The organism is Chitinophaga sp. CCNWYY40 (genome assembly GCF_037483205.1).
In the GTDB taxonomy this organism is placed as follows: Bacteria; Bacteroidota; Bacteroidia; order Chitinophagales; family Chitinophagaceae; genus Chitinophaga; species Chitinophaga ginsengisegetis.
The window spans coordinates 1,161,472-1,181,426 of record NZ_JBBHLF010000002.1 but is presented as its reverse complement, the minus strand read 5'-3'; the positions used below and the strand labels follow the sequence as shown (position 1 = coordinate 1,181,426).

Sequence of the window (19,955 nt, the reverse complement as noted above, 5' to 3'; positions counted from 1 at the left end):
AAATTCCGGCTTACATCTTCACGATCTTTTTTACCAGCTGTTTGCCCGTTCCTTTTAATACCAGTAAATACATCCCCGGCTGCACATCATTCATCGGGAAATCAAACTGCTGGCGGCCATCCAGCTTTTCCATTTTCACCACTTTACCGGCTGTGTCGCGTAATTCTGCTCTCAGCCAACGTTCAGTAGTGTTTACATAAATGAATGCACCTGCCGGGTTGGGATAAATGCTGACACCGTCTGCTTTTTCCTCCGTTGCGGGCATCATCTTACGGAGCATACTGCCCGTACTGCAAACCAGTACCGGCCGCCGGGTGCTGTCGCTGCTCTCGCGGGAGGTGAAAATGGCATCGGTAGTGGCGCCTGCCAGTCCGGATACGAGTTTTAAAGTAAGCATGCCATCGGCCGACTGCTGCGCGAGTGCAATGTCCGTTACATCCCATTCAGCGTAATTGCCTGCGGTACGCCCCATGATGGTATCCACCGCGCTGGTGGCCGCCGGCATGTTGTTATAGGTGATGCCGGTTTCTGTCCAGCTGTCGTTGCTCACATATTGCGCAATCCAGGGCACGGTAGCAATGCTGGTGTTTGCATAATTCACATACATCCGCAGCTTTACCTGGCTGGTGCCCGCGGGCAATGCGCCCACATTGAACCGCAGGAATATTTCCCGTGTATAGCTCACCGTTGCATCCTGTTTCAGCACAAGGGACTCTGTGCCATAATTCACCCCGCCATAAGTAGAACCCCCTCTTACATACGCATCCGCAACAGCTGTAATAACAGAGGCGGCATAAACAGGCGTTTGGCTGTTTACATGATACGTGGCAGAGGATCCTGCATACGGACCGGAAGGCAGCGTGGCAACCAGTTGCCGTGTTTGCGGAATGCCCGGCAGGTTCAGCTGAATATTAACGGGAGAAGAAGATTGCGCCGGGTCCGCAACGGATACCGTTACATCGGAAGTACCAGCGTTGCGCAGCATCAGCGCACATGGCCGGTCGACGGTTACGGTCAGCGAATCTTTATGAAAGGTGCCCGCCTGGTAAAATACCATCTGCCAGATATTTAATCCCCGGTGATATACTACCTGCATGTTCGCGTTATTCTGCTCAATGCGTACTGCCGTGGTATCATAGGTGCTCATATTTTGCCCCGGCAATACATAATACGCATAAGTGCCATTGGTGGGCGCAGTGCCGTGGTTGAACCACAGCTGGAACACATTCATGTTTTGTACAGTGGTACTGCCGCCGTTGTTAATACTTCTCCAGGTACCGGACTGCGATTGCATGCTCAGCTGCACCTGGCCTCCGGCCGGAAAGTAATAGCTGATACCGTTGTGCGTGATCCATTTCAGCGTGTTGTTGTAGCTGTAAGTACCATTGGCAATGGTGTTCACCGTGCCGCTTACATTGGCGGATACAGCGCCGTTCAGCAGGCACTGGTTCACAGTGGTGTTAATGGGCTGCGTGGCGGTGGAGCTGATACCGGCGCCCAAACACACCACTTCGTTATCAAAAAAGAACCAGGCTTTGCGGGCCTGCGTATTGTAATCGGAAAACTGCAACGCAGAAACGCCGTACAGGGAATCTGATACGCCACCGGCAAAAGCGGTAGTGCCAAAGTTTACGCCCCAGGCGGTACGCAGCGGAATGGTAGTGATGTAGGGCACGGTAGTGCCGGGGATCCTGCTCCAGTCCCACACGGCAGGAATGTTATAATATTCATTGCCGCTGGCGGCGATATGCGTGGAGCCATCCGACAGGTAATATCCTTTCAGGTTTTCCCCGTTGCCGTTTTCCTGTTTGGCCGTGCGGGTGGAAGTCATATGCACCCCAAAGAGATAGCCGGCACGGTGATGTACGGTATAGTCCGAACGCCAGAAATGGCTATGCAGGGAGGGCAGGAGGTATCCCGGCGCCTGTGTACCATTCAGTCGTGCTATGTTTTCGTTGTATTCGGTAACATGCGCGGTGTCCAGCACTTTGAGTTTCTCCAGGTGACTGGTAACGCCAACGCCTAATTGATTTTCCCGGCTGATGCTGCGGCCGTTTGTGCCATAATCGATATAGCGCGCCCGCAGGGCTTTGAGGAAACCGTTCCGCACAAAGTCGCTGAACACCGCTAAACGGGAACCCGACAGGGCATAGGGCGTGCCACGGAGATAGTAGGCCACTTTGGTTTCGCCTTCCACGAATACGGAGCCATAGCCAAAGAAATACAATTGCGGACCATGCTGGTGGTACGACAGGTCATGCTGGATGCCTTCATTGGCGGTAAGCACGAGGGGATAAAATACCTGGTCCACGCTGTACTGCATGAGAGAGTCGTTGGCCGTGAGGCAGGAGCGGTACATGAAGTGGGTGGCCACATCCAGTTTGTTGGCGCCGGTTTGACCGGAAGGGTTGCCGCGGTTCATCTGCGTGAGCAGTGCATTGCGGAGAGTGCCCAGGCTTTGCTGCGCCGTATCCAACAGGATCAGGATTTCCCCGATGCGCTGCGGATTGGAGATCTGGTTATGGTACCAGTTCCAGCTTTGCGGATCGGCGGTGTTCCAGTAAGTAAGGCTGTTTACAATGGCGGTGAAAAGGGTGGTGCTTTTGTAATACGTGCTGGCGGATTTCGTATAGGCCTGCGCGAAGGTTTTTACCCGGTTGATGTGTACATCCGCCGTATAGGTGGTGGCGCTGTAGGCATAGTTCACATCCGGCCACGAGCCGTTGCTTTGCAACGTTGCCAGCGTACTGGTTACGTTGTTGTCCAGCGTGGTGGTGTTGCTGGCCTGCGAAAGCAGTTCCGCCCGGATACGGTCCATAATAGTGGTGTATGCCGTTTGGCCCCATGCATGGGACATATTGCACAGGAAGCCCAGGATAAGCAGCATGCTGATTTTCATAACAGTGGATTTGCAACAAATCTAGTGATCCCCGCCTGTTAGATGGGGTGATTTTTCCGAGTAAATGGGAGGAATTTTCACAAATCAGGGGCTTCGGCAAACTCGGAAGGCGTTTTACCAAACTGTTTCTTGAACTCCCGGCTGAAATATTTCCGGTCGTTGTACCCCACCATGTACGCCACCTGGTAAATGGTATGCTCACGGGTACGTATAAGGGAGGCTGCTTTTTTCAGTCGCAGCGATTTTACAAAGTCGTTCACCGACATATTGGTGACGGCCTTCAGCTTTTTATAAAGCACCGGCTGGCTCATGGCTACCTTACGGGCCAGCATGTCCACGCCAAAGTCGGGGTTGTCCATATGTTCTTCCACCAGCGCCATCACTTTTTCGAGGAAAGCATTATCCAGGCTGCTGGGCAAAGCATCCGGTATGATCGTTTCCGTTTGCAGCTGGCGGCTGTAACGTTCGCGCATTTTTTCGCGGGAGGCGATCAGGTTGCGGACGTTGAGTGCCAGTACCCGGGTACTGAAAGGCTTGGTAAGATAGAGGTCTGCCCCGGTTTCAAGGCCACTTACATGATCGGCCTGCGAGCTTTTGGCGGTAAGCAGTACTACGGGAATATGACTGGTACGTTCATCTGTTTTAAGTGCCTGGCAAAGCTGCAGGCCATCCATTTCTGGCATCATCACATCACTGATCACGATGTCGGGGATTTGCGCGGTGGCTGTTGCCAATCCATCTGCCCCGTTCACGCTTTCCAGTACAAGGTATTGCTCCCGGAAAGTCTGGCAGATGAGGGTGCGCAGCTCCGGGTTATCTTCCACGATATGAATGGTGAAAGGTTGTGGCGTAGCGGGAATAATACTATCCGTGGTTTCCGGTGCGGACGTTGCTTTAACCGGTGCAGCGGGCATTGCAGGCATGCCGCCAACAGTGTGCTGGGTGCCTTCAAAATGTTTGGAGCCGGTAGGCAGGGAAACCGTAAAACAGGTACGTCCTTCTTTTTCCGGGGTAGAAGGTTCGCTTTCCACGGTGAGGGTTCCTTTGTGCTGCTCCACAATGTTTTTGGACAACGCCAGCCCGATACCATACCCGGTGTTTTGTAAACCGTGATCCTGTACCTGGAAGAAATTGGTGAACAGTTTGTCGAGATATTCAGGTGCAATACCGCGCCCGTTGTCCGTAACAGTGATCACCGTGTTTTGCCGGGAATGGGCAATGTGCAACTGGATGCGCCCCCCGTCCGGTGTGAACTTGAAGGCATTGCTGAGTAAATTGAAGAACACTTTCTCCAGCTGCTCCCGGTCGAAATAAACCCAGGCATGTTCCATATCATGCCCGAACACCATGCTGATGTTGCGGTCGAGCGAAAGCTCGCGGAAGCTGGTGTAAATATGATCGAGGAATGGAATCAGGTCCAGTTCCTGTACATGTAATTTAAGGTGATTGGTTTCTGCCTTGCGGAAGTCCATCAACTCGTTCACGAGCTTCAGCAGCCGGTCGGCATTGTTCCGTAATTGCAGCAGGGTGGATTGCAGCGGATCATCTTTCTTCAGCATATCCATCATCTTTTCTACCGGTACCAGCAGGAAAGTAAGGTGGGTACGGATTTCATGGGATACATGTGTGAAGAAGTTAAGTTTCACCTGGTGCAGTTCTTCTTCTTTGCGCAGCAAGGCCCACAGGAAAAAGAACCGGGTCACGAAGAAGAATAATAATATAACTCCCAATGCGTAAACACCATACGCCCACCAGGTTCGCCAGAATGGCGGCAGGATGGTGATCTCCATCTTTGCCGGCTCGCTCCAGATGCCGTCGTTGTTGGCGCCTTTCACCCAAAAGGTATAGTGGCCGGAAGAGAGGTTGGTGTACGTCACTGCCGGGTTATCGGTTTCTATCCAGTCGCGGTCCGCACCTTCAAGCCGGTAAGCATAGCGGTTTTTGCTGCTTTTTACATAGTTGAGCAGCGCAAATTCCAGCGTGAATACTTCCTGGTCGTGATGAAACCGTAGTGCTTTGGTATAGCTGATGTCCTGTTCCAGCAGCCCGTTGTCCTGCGCGATACCTACTGGTTTGTTGAACAGCCGCAGGCCCGTAAACCGGATAACGGAAGGGTGCGAATTGGTAATGATCTGGTTGGGGAAGAAGCTGGTGATGCCGTTATATCCGCCGAAGAGAAATTCGCCCCGGCTGTTGCGCAGAAAGGAGTTGTAGTTAAATACGTTTCCTGCAAGACCATCGCTTACGGTATAGGTCTGGAAAGAGTTGCGGGCAGGATCAAAACGCGCCAGGCCGTTATAGGTGCTGATCCATAAATGATGCTGATCATCTTCCAGTAAGCCAATTACATTATCATTTGGCAAACCATCTTTTTGGGTATAACGGGTTTGCTTTTTCAGTTCAGGATCATATTTAATCAGCCCTCCAAAATACATGCTCACCCAGATGTTGTGCTGTGAGTCTTCCTGGATGGAGTTCACATAACCTGGTTGGATAAGCCGCATGGTGTCTGCTTCAAATACATACAGGTTACTGATGGAACCGATGAGGATGCGGTGGCGTGAATCTTCAATAATATAGCGGATCGACTGGTGCGTAGCAATACCCGTTAAAATGGAATCGGCCCGTTTCTCCAGCTCATGGCCATTCCGGTGGAGGAGGTGCAGCAGGGTGTTGGTGCCCACCCAGAACCGGTTCCGGCTATCTTCCAATAGGGCGGTTACTTCTCTCGAAAAAGTACCGGGATCTTTGGTATCGTAGAAGAAGCGTTTAAACCCTCCGTGCTGCAACAGGTTCAATCCGCCGCCATGTGTGGCCGCCCAGATGTTGTGGTCTTTATCTTCATATACTACTTTAACCAGGTTGGACCCGAGGCTGGCAGGATTATTTGCATCATGTTTATAGCTGGTAAAATGTTGGGTAGCGCGGTTATAATAATTCAGGCCACCGCCTTCTGTACCGATCCAGTAATTGTGTTGTGTATCTTCCAGCATGCTGCTGATCACATTGTTGCTGATCCCATTCAGCGGGGGATGTTGCTGCCAGGCAGTAAACGAGGTACCATAAGGATGCACCATGTTTACGCCGCCAAAGTAGGTGCCCATCCAGATAATACCGTTGCTATCCTGGTACATACTATGGATGGAATTCTGGCTGAGGCTATTGCTGTTGCCGGGGTCCTGCTGGTAGTGCCGGCCGGTCATCTTAACCGGGTCAATGATGCTGAGCCCTTCCTGGGTACCTACCCACATGTTGCCGGCCTTATCGCGGAGTATCCTTCTTACTATATTATTAATAATGGCAGGTTGGGCCAGCAACGAAAAACGGCCGGTAGCCGGATCATAGATACTGATACCGCCGGTTTGTGTGGCCACCCATAATCTGCCCAGTCCATCTTCGGTGATGGCGGTGATAAAGTTCATAGCAAGACTGGAAGGGTTTCCATCTTCATGGCGGAACGTCTGGAAATCATGACCGCTCATTTTTGTAAGGCCGTTGCTGGTGCCGATCCAGATATTACCTTGCTTGTCTTCATACACACAACGCACTACATACCCCGCAATTTTACCGGGAATGAGAAATTCTTTCCGGTTGCCATCCTGCAGATAAAGCCCGTTGTTGGCGCCTACCCAACGGCGTCCTTTACTATCTTCATAAATACAATTGATATTTGTTTGCCGCCCCGGATCAAGGTCGATGCGCTGAAAGCGATCGTGTTCCGGATCATACTTAGCCAGGCCTGCAGACGTACCTACCCAGAGTACATTTTTCCGGTCGCGGTAAAGACTCATGATCTGATTGCCGGGAAGGGAGGTGCTGTCATCCGCCTGCTGGCGGTAAATTTTGAAACGGTATCCATCGTAGCGGTTAAGGCCATAATGTGTACCATACCAGATGAACCCCTGGGCATCCTGTACAACAGACAGCACAGCGTTGTGCGATAATCCATCTTCTACCGTAAGGTGATTGAATGTCACATCCTGCCCGCTGCTTTTTGTAAAAACAGCGAGGATCAGCAGGCATAAGAACGGGAAGCACCTCGAAATCATGCTCTAATATAAGAATTGTATTTCCGCAAATGGGTGTTTTTTATAAAAATCATTCTTTTACTATTCTGATAATCAGTAGGTTGAAGGAGGATTTATAAAATTCACCCCAATCATTTACGATTGTCCCCCTGTGATCCGGACGGGTTACCACATATTTGTGCATCAACCGTTATTTCTGCTCAATTCCACAATTTATGAAAAAGACAAGCCAATCAGCCAGCAAGGGAGGAGGGTGCAACTTCACCTTCCATTATTTTTTTATGGGAGTCATGTGGATCTTACTTTTTCCGCTTTTCCTTTTTGCACAACAGAAAAAAACAGTATCCGGTACAGTAAAGGCCAAAGATGGTACGCCATTGATTGGGGTGACTGTAATGGTAAAGAATGAAAAAACGGGCGCCCATACAGACGGGAACGGCCGTTTTACTATTGCCGCCACGCCAGGCGCTACACTGGTGTTCTCTTTTATCGGTTTCGGTAAAGTGGAACAACCGGTGGATAGCAGGACGGAATATAATGTACAGATGAGTGAGCAGGCCGGTACGCTCAACGATGTGGTGGTAGTGGGATATGCTACCCAGCAACGTAAAGACCTCACCGGCGCAGTGGGCAGTGTGAACATGAAAGATTTTGCGAAGGCGCCGGTAAAGTCGTTCGATGAAGCGCTCGCAGGAAGGGTAGCAGGGGTAGCGGTAGCGAGCAACGACGGTCAGCCCGGCTCCATTTCCAATATCGTGATCCGCGGTGCGGGTTCCATCACACAAGATAACTCCCCGCTTTACGTGATCGACGGTTTCCCTACGGAAAGTTCCAACGCAAATGCGATCAGTCCGGGTGATATTGAGTCGATCGATGTTTTGAAAGATGCATCTGCCACCGCCATTTACGGCGCCCGCGGATCAAACGGGGTTATTCTCATTACCACAAAAAAAGGGAAGACCGGCGCGCCGCAGGTAACCTATAACGGCTATTATGGCTGGCAGCAGGCGCCGAACAAAATCCCGTTAATGAACGCTTACGAGTTTGTACAGTATGTGGGAGATGTAAACCCTTCCATCTATGATTCCGTGTACCTGGCCGGTGGCGCTAAACTGGAAGATTACCGTAACAAGGAAGCCATAGATATGCAGGACTTCGTGTACCGCGTTGGTCAGAACCAGAATCACGACATCGCCGTACGGGGAGGAAATGATAAAACGAGGTACTCTGTCTCCGGAAATTTTAATAACCAAAAGGGAATCATCATCAATGGTGGCTTTAAACGCTACCAGGGCAGGTTTTCACTGGATCAAACGGTAAGCAGCAAGTTGAAAGTAGGCATCAATGCCAATTATGCCTACAATGAAACGTACGGTATCCCGGTTTCCGCAACCAATTTTTATGCGTCTGCCACCACGTTATATTCCGTATGGGGCTTCCGGCCTACGACCAGTATTTATGGCCGCGACAGCGCCGTGAATCTCGTGGATGAATTTTATGATCCGGGTAATGAGCTGGCCAATAACCAGGACTACCGCGTGAACCCGTTGCAGAATATCCAGAACCAGTACACCATGAACAAGGTGAACAACCTGTTCGCTAACGCATATGCGGAATATGCTATCACCAATGGACTGACATTACGTATAGCCGGTGGCATCAACACCGTAAATACGGAGATCGATATTTTCAACAATTCCAAAACGCAATCCGGCAGTAAGTGGAATTCCAATGGCGTGAATGGCAGTATAGAAACCAAACCCACTTCGCTCTGGCGTTCGGAAAACTCGCTGACCTACCGCAAAAGCTGGAACAAATTACACAACCTCACCGTGCTCGGCGTATTGGAAGCGCAGGGATATAAAAATTCACAGCGCAGGTTTTCAGCGAATCAAATCCCGAATGAAGACCTTGGACTGGACGGAATTGATCTCGCAGCACCGGCCAATACTTCCCTGCTGTCGCTCAGCTCCGGCTGGACAATGGCCTCCGGCGCGGTGCGCGTGAACTACGACTACAATTCGAAATATCTTTTCTCTGCTTCCCTGCGTGCTGATGGCTCTTCCAAATTTGCCGCAGGTAATAAATGGGGATACTTTCCTTCCGCCTCTGCGGCCTGGCGTTTCAGCAGCGAAGAGTTTATGAAAAATGTGAGATTCATTTCAGACGCGAAGATCAGGCTGGGCTATGGCGCATCCGGTAATAACCGGGTAGGCGACTTTGCTTACCTGCCCCAGTTGCAGCTTACCAGCAACCAATACTGGTATTCCGTTGGAAATGCGCCGCTGGGTATCGGGTCGGTGATGGTATCTTCCGGTAACACGGACCTGCGCTGGGAAACCAACGAACAAACCAATATCGGTTTGGATATGGCCTTCCTGAAAAACAGGCTCACACTCACTGTAGACGCCTATCTGCGTACCACGAAGGATCTTCTGCTGAATGCCGCACTGCCTTATGTACATGGTGTAGAAAGCGCGCAGGGTTTCAAGAATGTAGGCCAGCTGCAAAATAAAGGACTGGAGTTCACAGTTGCAGCAGTAATTGCAGATACCAAACAGTTCAGCTGGAACAGCAGTTTTAACATCAGCTTTAATAGTAATAAAATACAATCACTGGCAGAAGGACAACAATCTATTCTCTCGGGTTCCGGTACTTTTTTCAATACTACCTATTCGGGTCTGTTCCCTTACATCTCCGTGATCGGAAGACCACTGGGTGAGATGTATGGCCTCGTGTTCGACGGCGTGTACCAGTATTCCGATTTCGATGTGATGCCCAATAACACCTACCTGCTGAAGCCGGATGTGCCTACCAATGGCGCGGCGCGCAACGCTATCCGTCCGGGGGATATTAAGTATAAAGATCTCAACGGCGACCTGCAGGTGAACAACCAGGATTACACGATTATCGGCAGCGGGTTACCAAAACATACCGGCGGTTTCAGCAACGATTTCCGCTACCGCAATTTTGATCTGAACGTACTGTTGCAATGGTCTTATGGCAATGATATTATCAATGCAAACAGGTATGTGTTTGAAGGCGGTATTGTAAATAATCCGAACCTGAACCAGTTTGCCAGCTATGCCAAACGCTGGACGCCCACCAACCCAAGCAACACCATGTTCCGCGCTGGCGGTATGGGTAATGCCGCGTATTCTTCCCGCGTAATTGAAGACGGCTCTTACCTGAAACTGAGAACGGTTTCGCTGGGATATAATATACCCGGCGAACTGCTGAAACGTGCGAAGATAAAGAATGTACGCATCTATGGCGCAGCACAGAACATTTATACATGGACGAAGTACTCCGGTATGGATCCAGAAGTGAGCGGCCGGCCGGGTAACCTTACCCCTGGCTTCGACTATGCCGTTTACCCGCACTCATTGTCTTATGTGACCGGTTTAAATGTAACCTTCTAAAATGATGAACATGAAACGTATTTGCATCCTGGCATGTATCGTAATAGCAGGGCTTACATCCTGCAAAAAATTCCTTGATACGCAACCAACAGATTTTTATACCACTACCAATTATTACAGCACGGAAACACAGCTTCAGCAGGCGCTGAACGGCGTGTACGGCGATCTGATGCGGCCCGAGTTGTATGCGCAGGTGATGGGCTTCAACTTTGTGTCCACCACAGATGAGGTAATGTCTAACCGTACAGCAGATGGCGATGCCCGTGGTCTCCGTTACAATTACGATGCCTCCCTTGTACATATCGCCAGTATCTGGCGCTATGCATATGTTGGCATCAACAATCTTAATACATTACTGGATAACATCGATAAGCCAACGATGGATGCGTCCCGCAGGAATATTATCAAAGGACAGGCATTATTCCTTCGTGGGTTCCTGTACTTTATTCTTACCAGTAATTATGGAGATGTGCCTGTAGTCCTTCACACACCCGCTATCAATGATGTAAACATTCCGCAGGTGAAGCAGGCAGACGTGTACGCACAAATTGAAAAGGATATGAAAGAAGCAGAAGTGCTGCTGAAAGATTATACCGTTACACAGGCGAAATTTAATGATGTGGTTACGCTCACCGCTGTGCAGGCCATGCTGGCGCGGGTGTATCTCTACTGGGCCGGCTATCCGCAAAACAATACCGCCAAATACCGGGATGTGATCACTTACACTGATAAAGTGATTCTCTCTGGTCTTCATGCACTGAACCCCGATTACCGCCAGGTATTCATCAACCTGGCCACAGACCAGTATGATGTAAGAGAAAACATCTGGGAACTGGGCTCCCTGGGCGCAGCCGCCGGCGTGGTAAACAAGTCAGGAAACGACATCGGCAACTTTGTGGGGATCCAGTCAGCGCTTACTGCGCTGGACTCTACATCCTACAACTCCGCCGGATGGGTGTGGGTTACCAAGAAATTATTCGACGCATATGAAACAGATCCCAACAGCGCCGTCATGCCTAACAAACCTTCGCTGGATATCCGCCGCGACTGGAACTGTGCCAACTATATTTACAGCGGAACAAATCCCCGCACAAAAAGCGCGCGTCCAAATCCCTGGCAGATGTGCGCCGGTAAGTTCAGAAGGGAATATGTACCGCAGGCTATCCGTAATACCAATGGCGTAGGCGGTACCTATAATATCAACTGGCCCATGATCCGGTATTCAGATGTATTGCTGATGCGCGCAGAAGCAGAGAACTACGTGAACGGCCCTACGAATGCCTATAATTATGTGAACCAGGTACGGAAAAGAGGATATGGACTGATGAATGGAAACGTAGTAAAATCCATTACAATGGTAAACTCCGGCGATGGCTATACGAAAGCGCCGGCAGTAACTATCACCGGCGGCGGTGGCAACGGCGCTACCGGAACGGCGATTATTACCAGCGGCAAGGTAACCGGTATTTACCTGAACAGCCCGGGTGCATTAACGTTAGGCTCCTATTATACTACGCCACCTGTAGTAGTGATAGGCACCTTCTGGACGCCGGGCGCCAGTTATACAACCGGTACACAAATCACTAACGGCGGCATCCTGTACACCGTAACAACGGCAGGTACTGCCACCAATACACCGCCTGTCAATACTTCCGGCGCTTCCGATGCCTCAGTAACCGGCGCTGTATTCACCTATGCCGGCACCGCTGCAACGGCTACGGCCACCATCACCATAGGTAATGAATCCGATCTTACGCCGGGGCTTAGTAAAGATGCGTTCCAGCTGGCCATCCGTGATGAAAGAATGCGCGAGCTGTGTTTTGAAGCGGTGAGAAAAGCAGACCTGATCCGGTGGGGCAGTTTTGTATCAGACATGCAAAACTTCGCATCATGGGCTACTGCCAACGGTGCCGGCGTTACGTCTACCGGTAATCCCAACGGATTGCAGGGTGTGCGCAATGTAAGCGCCAGGCATGTGATGTTGCCCAAACCAACTTATGAACTCAATCTTAACCGGTTACTGACACAAAACGAAGGCTGGTAATGCTAAAATACATCCACATGAAAAAATCATTCATTATACTGTTGTCTTTCTTTGCGGTTGCCTGTTCTAAAAAGCTGGAAATAGATACGCCGGACTTCAACGTGGCGCTCGATCCTGCAAAGCTGGTATCAGATACGTTCACATACCGCCTGGGAGATACCACCCGCTTTAAGTTCAGCGGCAGCGCGGGCAATATCGCATTCTATTCCGGGGAACCCGGCAAGCGTTACGATGGCCGTGCATCCGCAAACAAACTGGGAAAGATCACGCTGGGCTTTTCCTCAAAATCAGAATTTGGTACGCAAACAAATACGCTGCAGGTACTGGCCACCAACAAACTGGCCGGCCTGGATTCTGCTGCTGTGGTAAATGCGGCGTGGACAAATATCACCAGCCGCGGCACAGTAGCTACCAGCGCAACGGTAGTGCCTTTCGGTACTGCTGACCTGACAGACCTGGTAACCAGCGAAAGCGATTCACTCTTTATTGCTTTCAAATACAGCGGTGTAACGGGAACGACACAACGTACCTGGACGATCACCGAATTTACTGTGAACAATGTTCTGCCGGAGAAAACTGTTTCGCTAAGTTCTTTGTCGGCCGATGTAGCCTACTGGACCCGTTACGGCAACGTATGGAGCCCCGCTAATGGCCGTTGGACAGCCTCCGCCACAGATCTTAAAATCACCGGCGGCGGTGGCAGTGCGGCCAGCAATACCAGCTGGATCATCACCAAACCCTTATACATCGGCCGTGTGCCGGGAGATGTGAGTACCGGCATCAAGAGTATCAACGAACCGGATAAAGAAGAATATGCTTTCGTTTACCCGTCACCGGGAGTATACAAAGCCACCTTCGTGGCATTTAACCATACACTGGACGAACAAAAAAGTGTTGTAAGGGAATTGATCATTAAAGTGACACCATAAGAATATGAAACCATTGCTTTATTTTATTTTAGCCGCCGGTCTTACTGCCTACACTGCAGGCGGGGAGAAGGATTTTATCAGCAGTAATGCAGGCTTTGCCCGGCAACAGCTCAAGCATATGCTGAAGGATACGGAATCCCGCGATAGCCTGGCTTTTCCCCGGACTATCAATAAGGAAGGGAAAATGATTACCACTTCTATGTACGACTGGACACCCGGTTTTTTCCCGGGCTCGCTCTGGTATGCGTATGAACAAACCAAAGATCCTGTATTGCAGCAGGAAGCTGTTAAGTGGACGGAGAAGCTGGAGCCGCTGAAAGATTTTACGCAGCATCATGATCTCGGTTTCATGATGTATTGCAGCTATGGCAATGCTTACCGCCTTACGGGTAATAAAGCGTACCGCGATATCCTGATCCAGGGCGCCCGCTCGCTCAGCACACGTTTTAACCCGGTAACAAAAAGCATCAAATCCTGGAACGCTTTTAAAACATGGCATGGGCAGCAGCTATATTATTACCCGGTGATCATTGACAACCTGATGAACCTGGAGCTGTTGTTTTTTGCAGCTAAAGAAACCGGTGATACCAGCTTCCGCCACATTGCCGTGAGCCACGCGGAAACCGCCATGTATAACCAGGTACGCCCGGACTACAGTTCATATCATGTAGTGTGTTATGATACCACCAATGGTAAAGTGCTGGCCCGCGAAACCGCGCAGGGGTATGCTGATAATTCCACCTGGTCGCGCGGCCAGGCATGGGGTATCTATGGGTTTACGATGATCTATAGAGAAACACATGATCCGCGTTTCCTCAAAACTGCGACCGGTATGGCCGACTGGTTCCTGGATAATAAAAATCTTCCGGAAGATAAAGTACCGTATTGGGATTTCAATGTACAGGAGAAAGGATATACCCCCGGTGTACGCTCCAATGCCAATAAGGTAAAAACGAAATACCGCGATGTTTCCGCCGCTGCTATTGTGGCGTCGGCATTGTTTGAGCTGAGTGGTTATGCCGGCAAAGAGAAAGGAACACAATATCGCCAGGCAGCCATCACAATACTGCATTCGCTTGCAGGCAGCGCGTACAGGGCGCCGGAAGAAAAGAATGGTAACTTTATATTGATGCACAGTGTTGGAAGTATCCCGCACAATGCGGAGATTGATGTGCCGCTGGTGTATGCAGACTATTATTTTTTAGAAGCCTTGCAACGGTATAAGGCTTCGCTGGATTAAGCGGGGGAAGCAACGTATAAAAAAGACAGGCACCTGGTTATCCGGATGCCTGTCTTTTTTTGTGCTTTCCACTATGATCTATTATTTTACTACATTTATGGCAAGAGGGACGGGCTTACTTACATGCCAGAGCGACAATATACTGATAAGGAATTGCTAAAACTAATCTCGGAAGGCAACGAAGCAGCCTTCCGCAGTTTTTTCCATGCCTGGCAGGGCCGGCTGTTTCATTATATCCGTACTATCATCAAATCTCCGCAGGTGGCAGAAGAAGTGGTCATGGACGTTCTCACCAAATGCTGGGTAGGCAGGGAACTACTGCCCCGCATTGAGCACGTGGAGGCCTTCATGTTCCGTATCGCCTATCACCGCGCAATTGACTTCCTGCGTGCTGCCAGCCGGAACCCGCAACTGGTGGATCTTCTGTGGGAAGAGATCCAGATGGTGGATGCCACGGAGGCCGACAACCAGGTAATAGTGAAGGAATATGAGACAAAGCTACGCGAGGCAATTGGGTTGCTCAGTCCCCAGCGCCGGAAAGTGTACCAGCTAAGCCGGGAGGAGGGGCTTTCCCATAAAGAGATCGCCGGGCGCTTGTCTCTTTCCAAACACACTGTCAACAATCATATCACCGAAGCCCAACGATTCATCCAGCAATACCTGGCCGACCATCTTAACCTGGTAACGGTATTTGCCCTTCTGTATGTTGTTTCAGAAAAAGTTTAATTTTTTTTTCAGATTGATTAGTTATTCCTCTTTTTTCCAGCGTCTAGCTTCTAAAGGCAGTTATTCCCTGCCATCCACGTATGAGTGAAACTGATAACAGACTACACCGTTTGTTCGAACGTTATGTTGCCAATACCTGCACCCGTGAAGAGCTGGAAGAGCTGCTGGCAGCCGTGAAACAATGGCCGGCTAATGATGCCCTGCGCCTGGCCATGGAACAGCATTGGCACAACAGTCGTGATACAGCAGGCATCCCGGATGCCGAAGCCAAACTGGAACATCTTCTCACCAGTACCCGCCCTCCGGCAGATCAGCAGGAGCAGGAAAACGACACACCTGTTATCTCGGTACGCAGGGCATACCGCTGGCGTTATGCCGCTGCCGCCGTAGTAGCGATGGGACTGGGCGCTATGGGATACTTTTACCTGCAACGGTCACCTACTCCTTCTGCCATTGTTCAGCACAACATCTTAAAACAGGACGTGCCACCCGGCGGCAACAAAGCCATGCTCACCCTGGCGGATGGCTCCACCGTTGCGCTGGACAGCGCCTCCGGCCACGTGATGCAGCAGGGTAACACCTCTATCCATCTGCAGAACGGCCGGCTGCAATATGATGTAAACGGCGCAAGCGATGCTGCAAGCCTTAATACCCTGACCACGCCCCGCGGCGGACAATACCAGCTGGTGCTGCCGGATGGCTCCAAAGTATGGCTGAATGCGGCATCCAGGCTGAAATATCCCACAGCGTTTATAGGGAAGGAGAGAGTGGTGGAGCTGGAAGGACAAGGATATTTCGAGATCGCAAAGAAAGCGGGACAGCCGTTTAAAGTTCGCGTGCACAATCTTGAAGTGCTGGCGTTGGGCACCAGCTTTGACATCATGGCCTATGATGATGAACGGACCATGAACGCCACCCTGCTGGACGGCGCCGTAAAAGTAAGCGTGAACAAGGAAACAACGCTTTTGAAACCCGGGCAACAGGCCGCTGTGATACGCGGTGCTGATGCCATCGCCGTCAACAAGGTGAACACAGAGCAGGTGATTGCCTGGAAAAACGGCTACTTCTCTTTTGTAGACGCGGATATTCACACGATCATGCGACAGCTTTCCCGTTGGTACGACGTGGAAGTAAGCTATGCAGACGGCATGCCGCAGGGACTCTTCTCCGGGGAGATCGGGAAAGGTCTCACCCTGGCGCAGGCGCTGGAAACACTTGAACAGGCAAGGGTGCATTTTAAAATAGAGCACGACAGGCATATTGTCATATTGCCGGAATAAATAAGTAAGCAAACCTATCAACCAATCAGTCAATCAATCAATCTTCCATGTTATGTACAAATTAATGCTATCTCTATTTTTGTTTTTTTTCCTGAAAACCACTGCCGTCTGTAACTCGCAGCAGATCACCTTCAGCGGGAAGAATGTTCCGCTGGAAAAGGTATTTGCCGTGATCAAACAGCAGACAGGTTATGTATTCTTTCATCGCAACGAGGATATGGCCGCGGCCAAACCTGTTACTGTTGCCTTTAACAACATCGCGTTGGAAACGGCACTGAAGATCCTGCTGAAAGACCAGCCACTGCGCTACTCGCTGCAGGGCAATACGGTGGTCATCAGCCGTAAAACAACATCGCCCGAGCTGCAGGGTACAGAGCAACCCGCTATTGACCGCCTGCAGGGTAAAGTGGTGAATGAAAAGGGTGAGCCAATACCCGGCGCCACAGTGCAGATCAAAGGCACCGGCCGGGGCACCACCACCAATGTAACCGGTGGATTCACCCTCTCCAATGTGCCGGAGAACGCCGTACTGGTCGTTTCCGCACTGGGACTCAAAACAAAGGAAATAACTTTGTCTCCCGGCCAGAACAGTATTTCCGTTACCCTGGAAGGCGATACGGAAGCCCTGGGAGAAGTAGTGGTAGTAGGTTACGGCCAGGTAAGAAAGAGTGATCTCACCGGCTCCGTTACCTCCGTGCCCGTAGGAGAAATCAAAAAAGTGGCCGTTACTTCGCTGGACCAGGCCCTGCAGGGAAGAGCCGCCGGCGTGCAGGTGACGCAGAACTCCGGCGCTCCCGGCGCCTCCACCACTATCCGTATCCGCGGCGGTAACTCCATCCAGGGCGACAACGAGCCGCTGTATGTGATAGATGGTATTCCCTTCAAGAATGCCGGCGCAGGCACCGGCTCCGCCTTTAACGTACTGAGTACCCTCAACCCGGCAGACATTGAATCCATCAACATTCTGAAGGATGCTTCTTCCACAGCCATCTATGGCTCCAGGGGCGCCAATGGTGTAGTGATCATTACTACCAAAAGAGGAAAAGCGGGCAAGTCTGTTATTAGTTTCGACAGCTACTACGGCACGCAGAACGTGCGCCGGAAATATCCGGTGCTGAACGGAAGTGAGTATGCGCAGCTTGTTAATGAAGCCAATACCAATGATGGACTGCCAGCTGTATATACACAAGACCAGGTAAATGCTTTTGGTAAAGGCACCGACTGGCAGGACGAAATACTGCGCACTGCTCCCATTGCCAATTACCAGTTGTCTGTAAGCGGCGGTGATGAAAAAACGCAATATGCCTTGTCTGCCGGCTATTTCACACAACAGGGGATCGTGAAAGGATCTGACTTTAGCAGGTATTCCTTTCGCGTAAATATCGACAGGAAGCTGACCAGCAAGATCAAGATAGGCAACAGCCTGACGGTGAGCCGCACGGTGAGTAACCAGGCCAAGTCTGATGGTAATCTGGGTTCCGCCGGCCTGGCAACAATGGCTGCCCTGCAGTTTCCTCCGCTTCTTTCCGTATACGATAAGGATGGTAAATACCTGATTAATGATCCTAAGCTCGTTTTCCCGGCTGATAACCCGGTAGCGCTGGTGCAGGACTCTAAGAACCGCAATACTGCCTATCGTGTTTTTGGTAATATATTCGGCGAATACGAAATACTCGAAGGGCTTAGCCTGCGGGTGATGTTTGGTGCAGACGCCATTCTGCAAAAGCAGGATAACTACCTCCCGCGAAGTGTGGCCAGTGGCCTTTCCCAGGGTGGTGTAGCCTACATCTACAATGATCAGAACATCACCTGGCTGAATGAAAACACGCTCACCTATACGAAAAGATTCAACCGTGTACACAACATTACTGCCCTGATAGGTTATACCCAGCAGGTAAACCAGACGGAATACAGTTCTTCATCTTCCCGCAGTTTTGTAAATGACAACCTCGGCTCCGGCAACCTGGGCGCAGGCGCAATTCCCGTTATTCCTTCTTCAGGCGTTGGCGGATGGGGACTGGAGTCTTACCTGAGCAGGATAAATTACAGCTATCGTGATAAATATTTACTCACTGCCTCTTTCCGTGCAGATGGATCTTCCCGGTTTGGCGCCAACAAGCGTTTCGGCTATTTCCCTTCTGCTGCACTGGCATGGCGGGCAAGCGAAGAGCCTTTCCTGAAAAGCGTGAAACAGATCAGCGAATTGAAAGTCAGGGCTACCTACGGTACTACCGGTAACCAGGACGGTATCGGCAACTATCCCGCTTACTCCCTGTTAGGCACGCAGAACTATGTGCTGGGTAATGCAGTGGCCACTGGTATTGGCCCCAGCCAGATCTCCAATCCGGATCTCTCCTGGGAAACCACCTCGCAGGCCGACCTGGGCGTTGACATTTCCCTGTTCAACAGCAGGATCAGCCTCACGGCAGACGCCTATCTGAAAAGGACCAGGAACCTGTTGCTGAATGTAACCATCCCCGGTACCTCCGGCTACTCCAGCGCTTATAAAAACCTGGGCCAGGTAGAGAACAAGGGGATAGAGTTAAGTCTGTCTACCGTGAACCTGGACGGCGCTTTCAAATGGACCACGGATATCAACTATGTAATCAATCGTAACAAAGTGCTGGACATTGGTGGCGCTCCGCAGATATTTGCCGGCGAAGTGGCCAACATTGCACAGAACGTCAACTCCGGTATTATCCGTGTAGGTCAGCCACTAGGCTCTTTCTACGGCTATGTAACGGATGGTATTTACCAGTCGGCAGAAGAACTGTCCGCACTGGCAGACCCTAATGCAAAGAAACCAGGCGACCGCCGGTACAAGGATCTGAACAACGATAAGAAAATAGACGATGCAGACCGTACCATCATTGGTAATGCGCAGCCCAAATTTTTAGGTGGCATCAGTAATACCTTCTCCTATGGCGGATTTGACCTCAGTATTTTCTTCCAGGGCGTATATGGTAACAAAATACTGAACGCCAATCGCTTTGAACTGGAATATCTCAACGGCACTCTGAACCAGGACCGGGACATGCTCGATCGCTGGACGCCTACACATACCAATACAGATATCCCACGTGCCACCAATGCGCGTCCTACTAACCGTATCTCTACACGACAGATTGAGGATGGCTCCTACCTGCGGCTCAAGAACCTGCAGTTGGGGTACAACCTGCCCGCTTCCGTACTGAAAGCCATCAAGATACATTCTATACGTGTGTATGGAAGCGTACAGAATCTTGCTACCTGGACAAAGTACAGCGGGTATGACCCCGAGGTGAACCGCTTTGGGCAGGACAGCCGCAGCCAGGGTTTCGACTACGGCAGCTATCCTACCGCCAGGACCGTGCTTTTTGGGTTAAATGTCAGCTTCTAACAAAAATA

The 19,955-nt window shown here is 50.7% G+C and carries 9 protein-coding genes; 7 read left to right on the top strand and 2 right to left on the bottom strand.

Going from position 1 to position 19,955, the window contains the following annotated elements:
* Positions 1–10: 10 nt before the first annotated feature.
* Together V7S65_RS10510 and V7S65_RS10505 are read right to left on the bottom strand one after the other, a co-directional pair.
* A complete protein-coding gene (locus tag V7S65_RS10510; protein ID WP_336388291.1) occupies positions 11–2,899 on the bottom strand; it encodes a polysaccharide lyase family 8 super-sandwich domain-containing protein in 2,889 nt (962 codons plus the stop codon).
* 77 nt (positions 2,900–2,976) lie between these two features.
* On the bottom strand, positions 2,977–6,948 hold the full coding sequence (locus tag V7S65_RS10505; protein ID WP_336388292.1) for a hybrid sensor histidine kinase/response regulator transcription factor: 3,972 nt from the start codon (positions 6,946–6,948) through the stop codon (positions 2,977–2,979).
* Positions 6,949–7,142: 194 nt separating this feature from the next.
* On the opposite strand from V7S65_RS10505, the gene V7S65_RS10500 reads away from it, so the two are divergent.
* From V7S65_RS10500 to V7S65_RS10470, 7 genes are all read left to right on the top strand, one after another.
* Positions 7,143–10,349: a SusC/RagA family TonB-linked outer membrane protein gene (locus tag V7S65_RS10500; RefSeq protein WP_336388293.1), complete on the top strand. Its 3,207-nt coding sequence runs from the start codon at positions 7,143–7,145 to the stop codon at positions 10,347–10,349.
* A gap of 10 nt (positions 10,350–10,359) precedes the next feature.
* Complete coding sequence (locus V7S65_RS10495) at positions 10,360–12,393, top strand: RagB/SusD family nutrient uptake outer membrane protein (protein ID WP_336388294.1); 2,034 nt, start codon at positions 10,360–10,362, stop codon at positions 12,391–12,393.
* 17 nt (positions 12,394–12,410) lie between these two features.
* Positions 12,411–13,322, top strand: coding sequence for a DUF5017 domain-containing protein (locus V7S65_RS10490; RefSeq protein ID WP_336388295.1), 912 nt, complete (start codon positions 12,411–12,413; stop codon positions 13,320–13,322).
* Between the two features lie 4 nt (positions 13,323–13,326).
* On the top strand, positions 13,327–14,562 hold the full coding sequence (locus V7S65_RS10485) for a glycoside hydrolase family 88 protein (RefSeq protein ID WP_079472268.1): 1,236 nt from the start codon (positions 13,327–13,329) through the stop codon (positions 14,560–14,562).
* A gap of 153 nt (positions 14,563–14,715) precedes the next feature.
* On the top strand, positions 14,716–15,288 hold the full coding sequence (locus tag V7S65_RS10480) for an RNA polymerase sigma-70 factor (protein ID WP_159454422.1): 573 nt from the start codon (positions 14,716–14,718) through the stop codon (positions 15,286–15,288).
* Between the two features lie 80 nt (positions 15,289–15,368).
* Positions 15,369–16,568, top strand: coding sequence for a FecR family protein (locus V7S65_RS10475; RefSeq protein WP_336388296.1), 1,200 nt, complete (start codon positions 15,369–15,371; stop codon positions 16,566–16,568).
* A gap of 64 nt (positions 16,569–16,632) precedes the next feature.
* Positions 16,633–19,947 (top strand): TonB-dependent receptor, encoded by a 3,315-nt coding sequence (locus V7S65_RS10470; protein WP_336388297.1) that lies wholly within the window; start codon positions 16,633–16,635, stop codon positions 19,945–19,947.
* Positions 19,948–19,955 lie beyond the last annotated feature (8 nt).

What these genes read in the sequence shown, in the direction of transcription:
- V7S65_RS10510 (WP_336388291.1), bottom strand. Translation starts at nt 2,899, where the DNA reads ATGAAAATCAGCATGCTGCTTATCCTGGGCTTCCTGTGCAATATGTCC.
- V7S65_RS10505 (WP_336388292.1), bottom strand. Translation starts at nt 6,948, where the DNA reads ATGATTTCGAGGTGCTTCCCGTTCTTATGCCTGCTGATCCTCGCTGTT.
- V7S65_RS10500 (WP_336388293.1), top strand. Translation starts at nt 7,143, where the DNA reads ATGAAAAAGACAAGCCAATCAGCCAGCAAGGGAGGAGGGTGCAACTTC.
- V7S65_RS10495 (WP_336388294.1), top strand. Translation starts at nt 10,360, where the DNA reads ATGAAACGTATTTGCATCCTGGCATGTATCGTAATAGCAGGGCTTACA.
- V7S65_RS10490 (WP_336388295.1), top strand. Translation starts at nt 12,411, where the DNA reads ATGAAAAAATCATTCATTATACTGTTGTCTTTCTTTGCGGTTGCCTGT.
- V7S65_RS10485 (WP_079472268.1), top strand. Translation starts at nt 13,327, where the DNA reads ATGAAACCATTGCTTTATTTTATTTTAGCCGCCGGTCTTACTGCCTAC.
- V7S65_RS10475 (WP_336388296.1), top strand. Translation starts at nt 15,369, where the DNA reads ATGAGTGAAACTGATAACAGACTACACCGTTTGTTCGAACGTTATGTT.
- V7S65_RS10470 (WP_336388297.1), top strand. Translation starts at nt 16,633, where the DNA reads ATGCTATCTCTATTTTTGTTTTTTTTCCTGAAAACCACTGCCGTCTGT.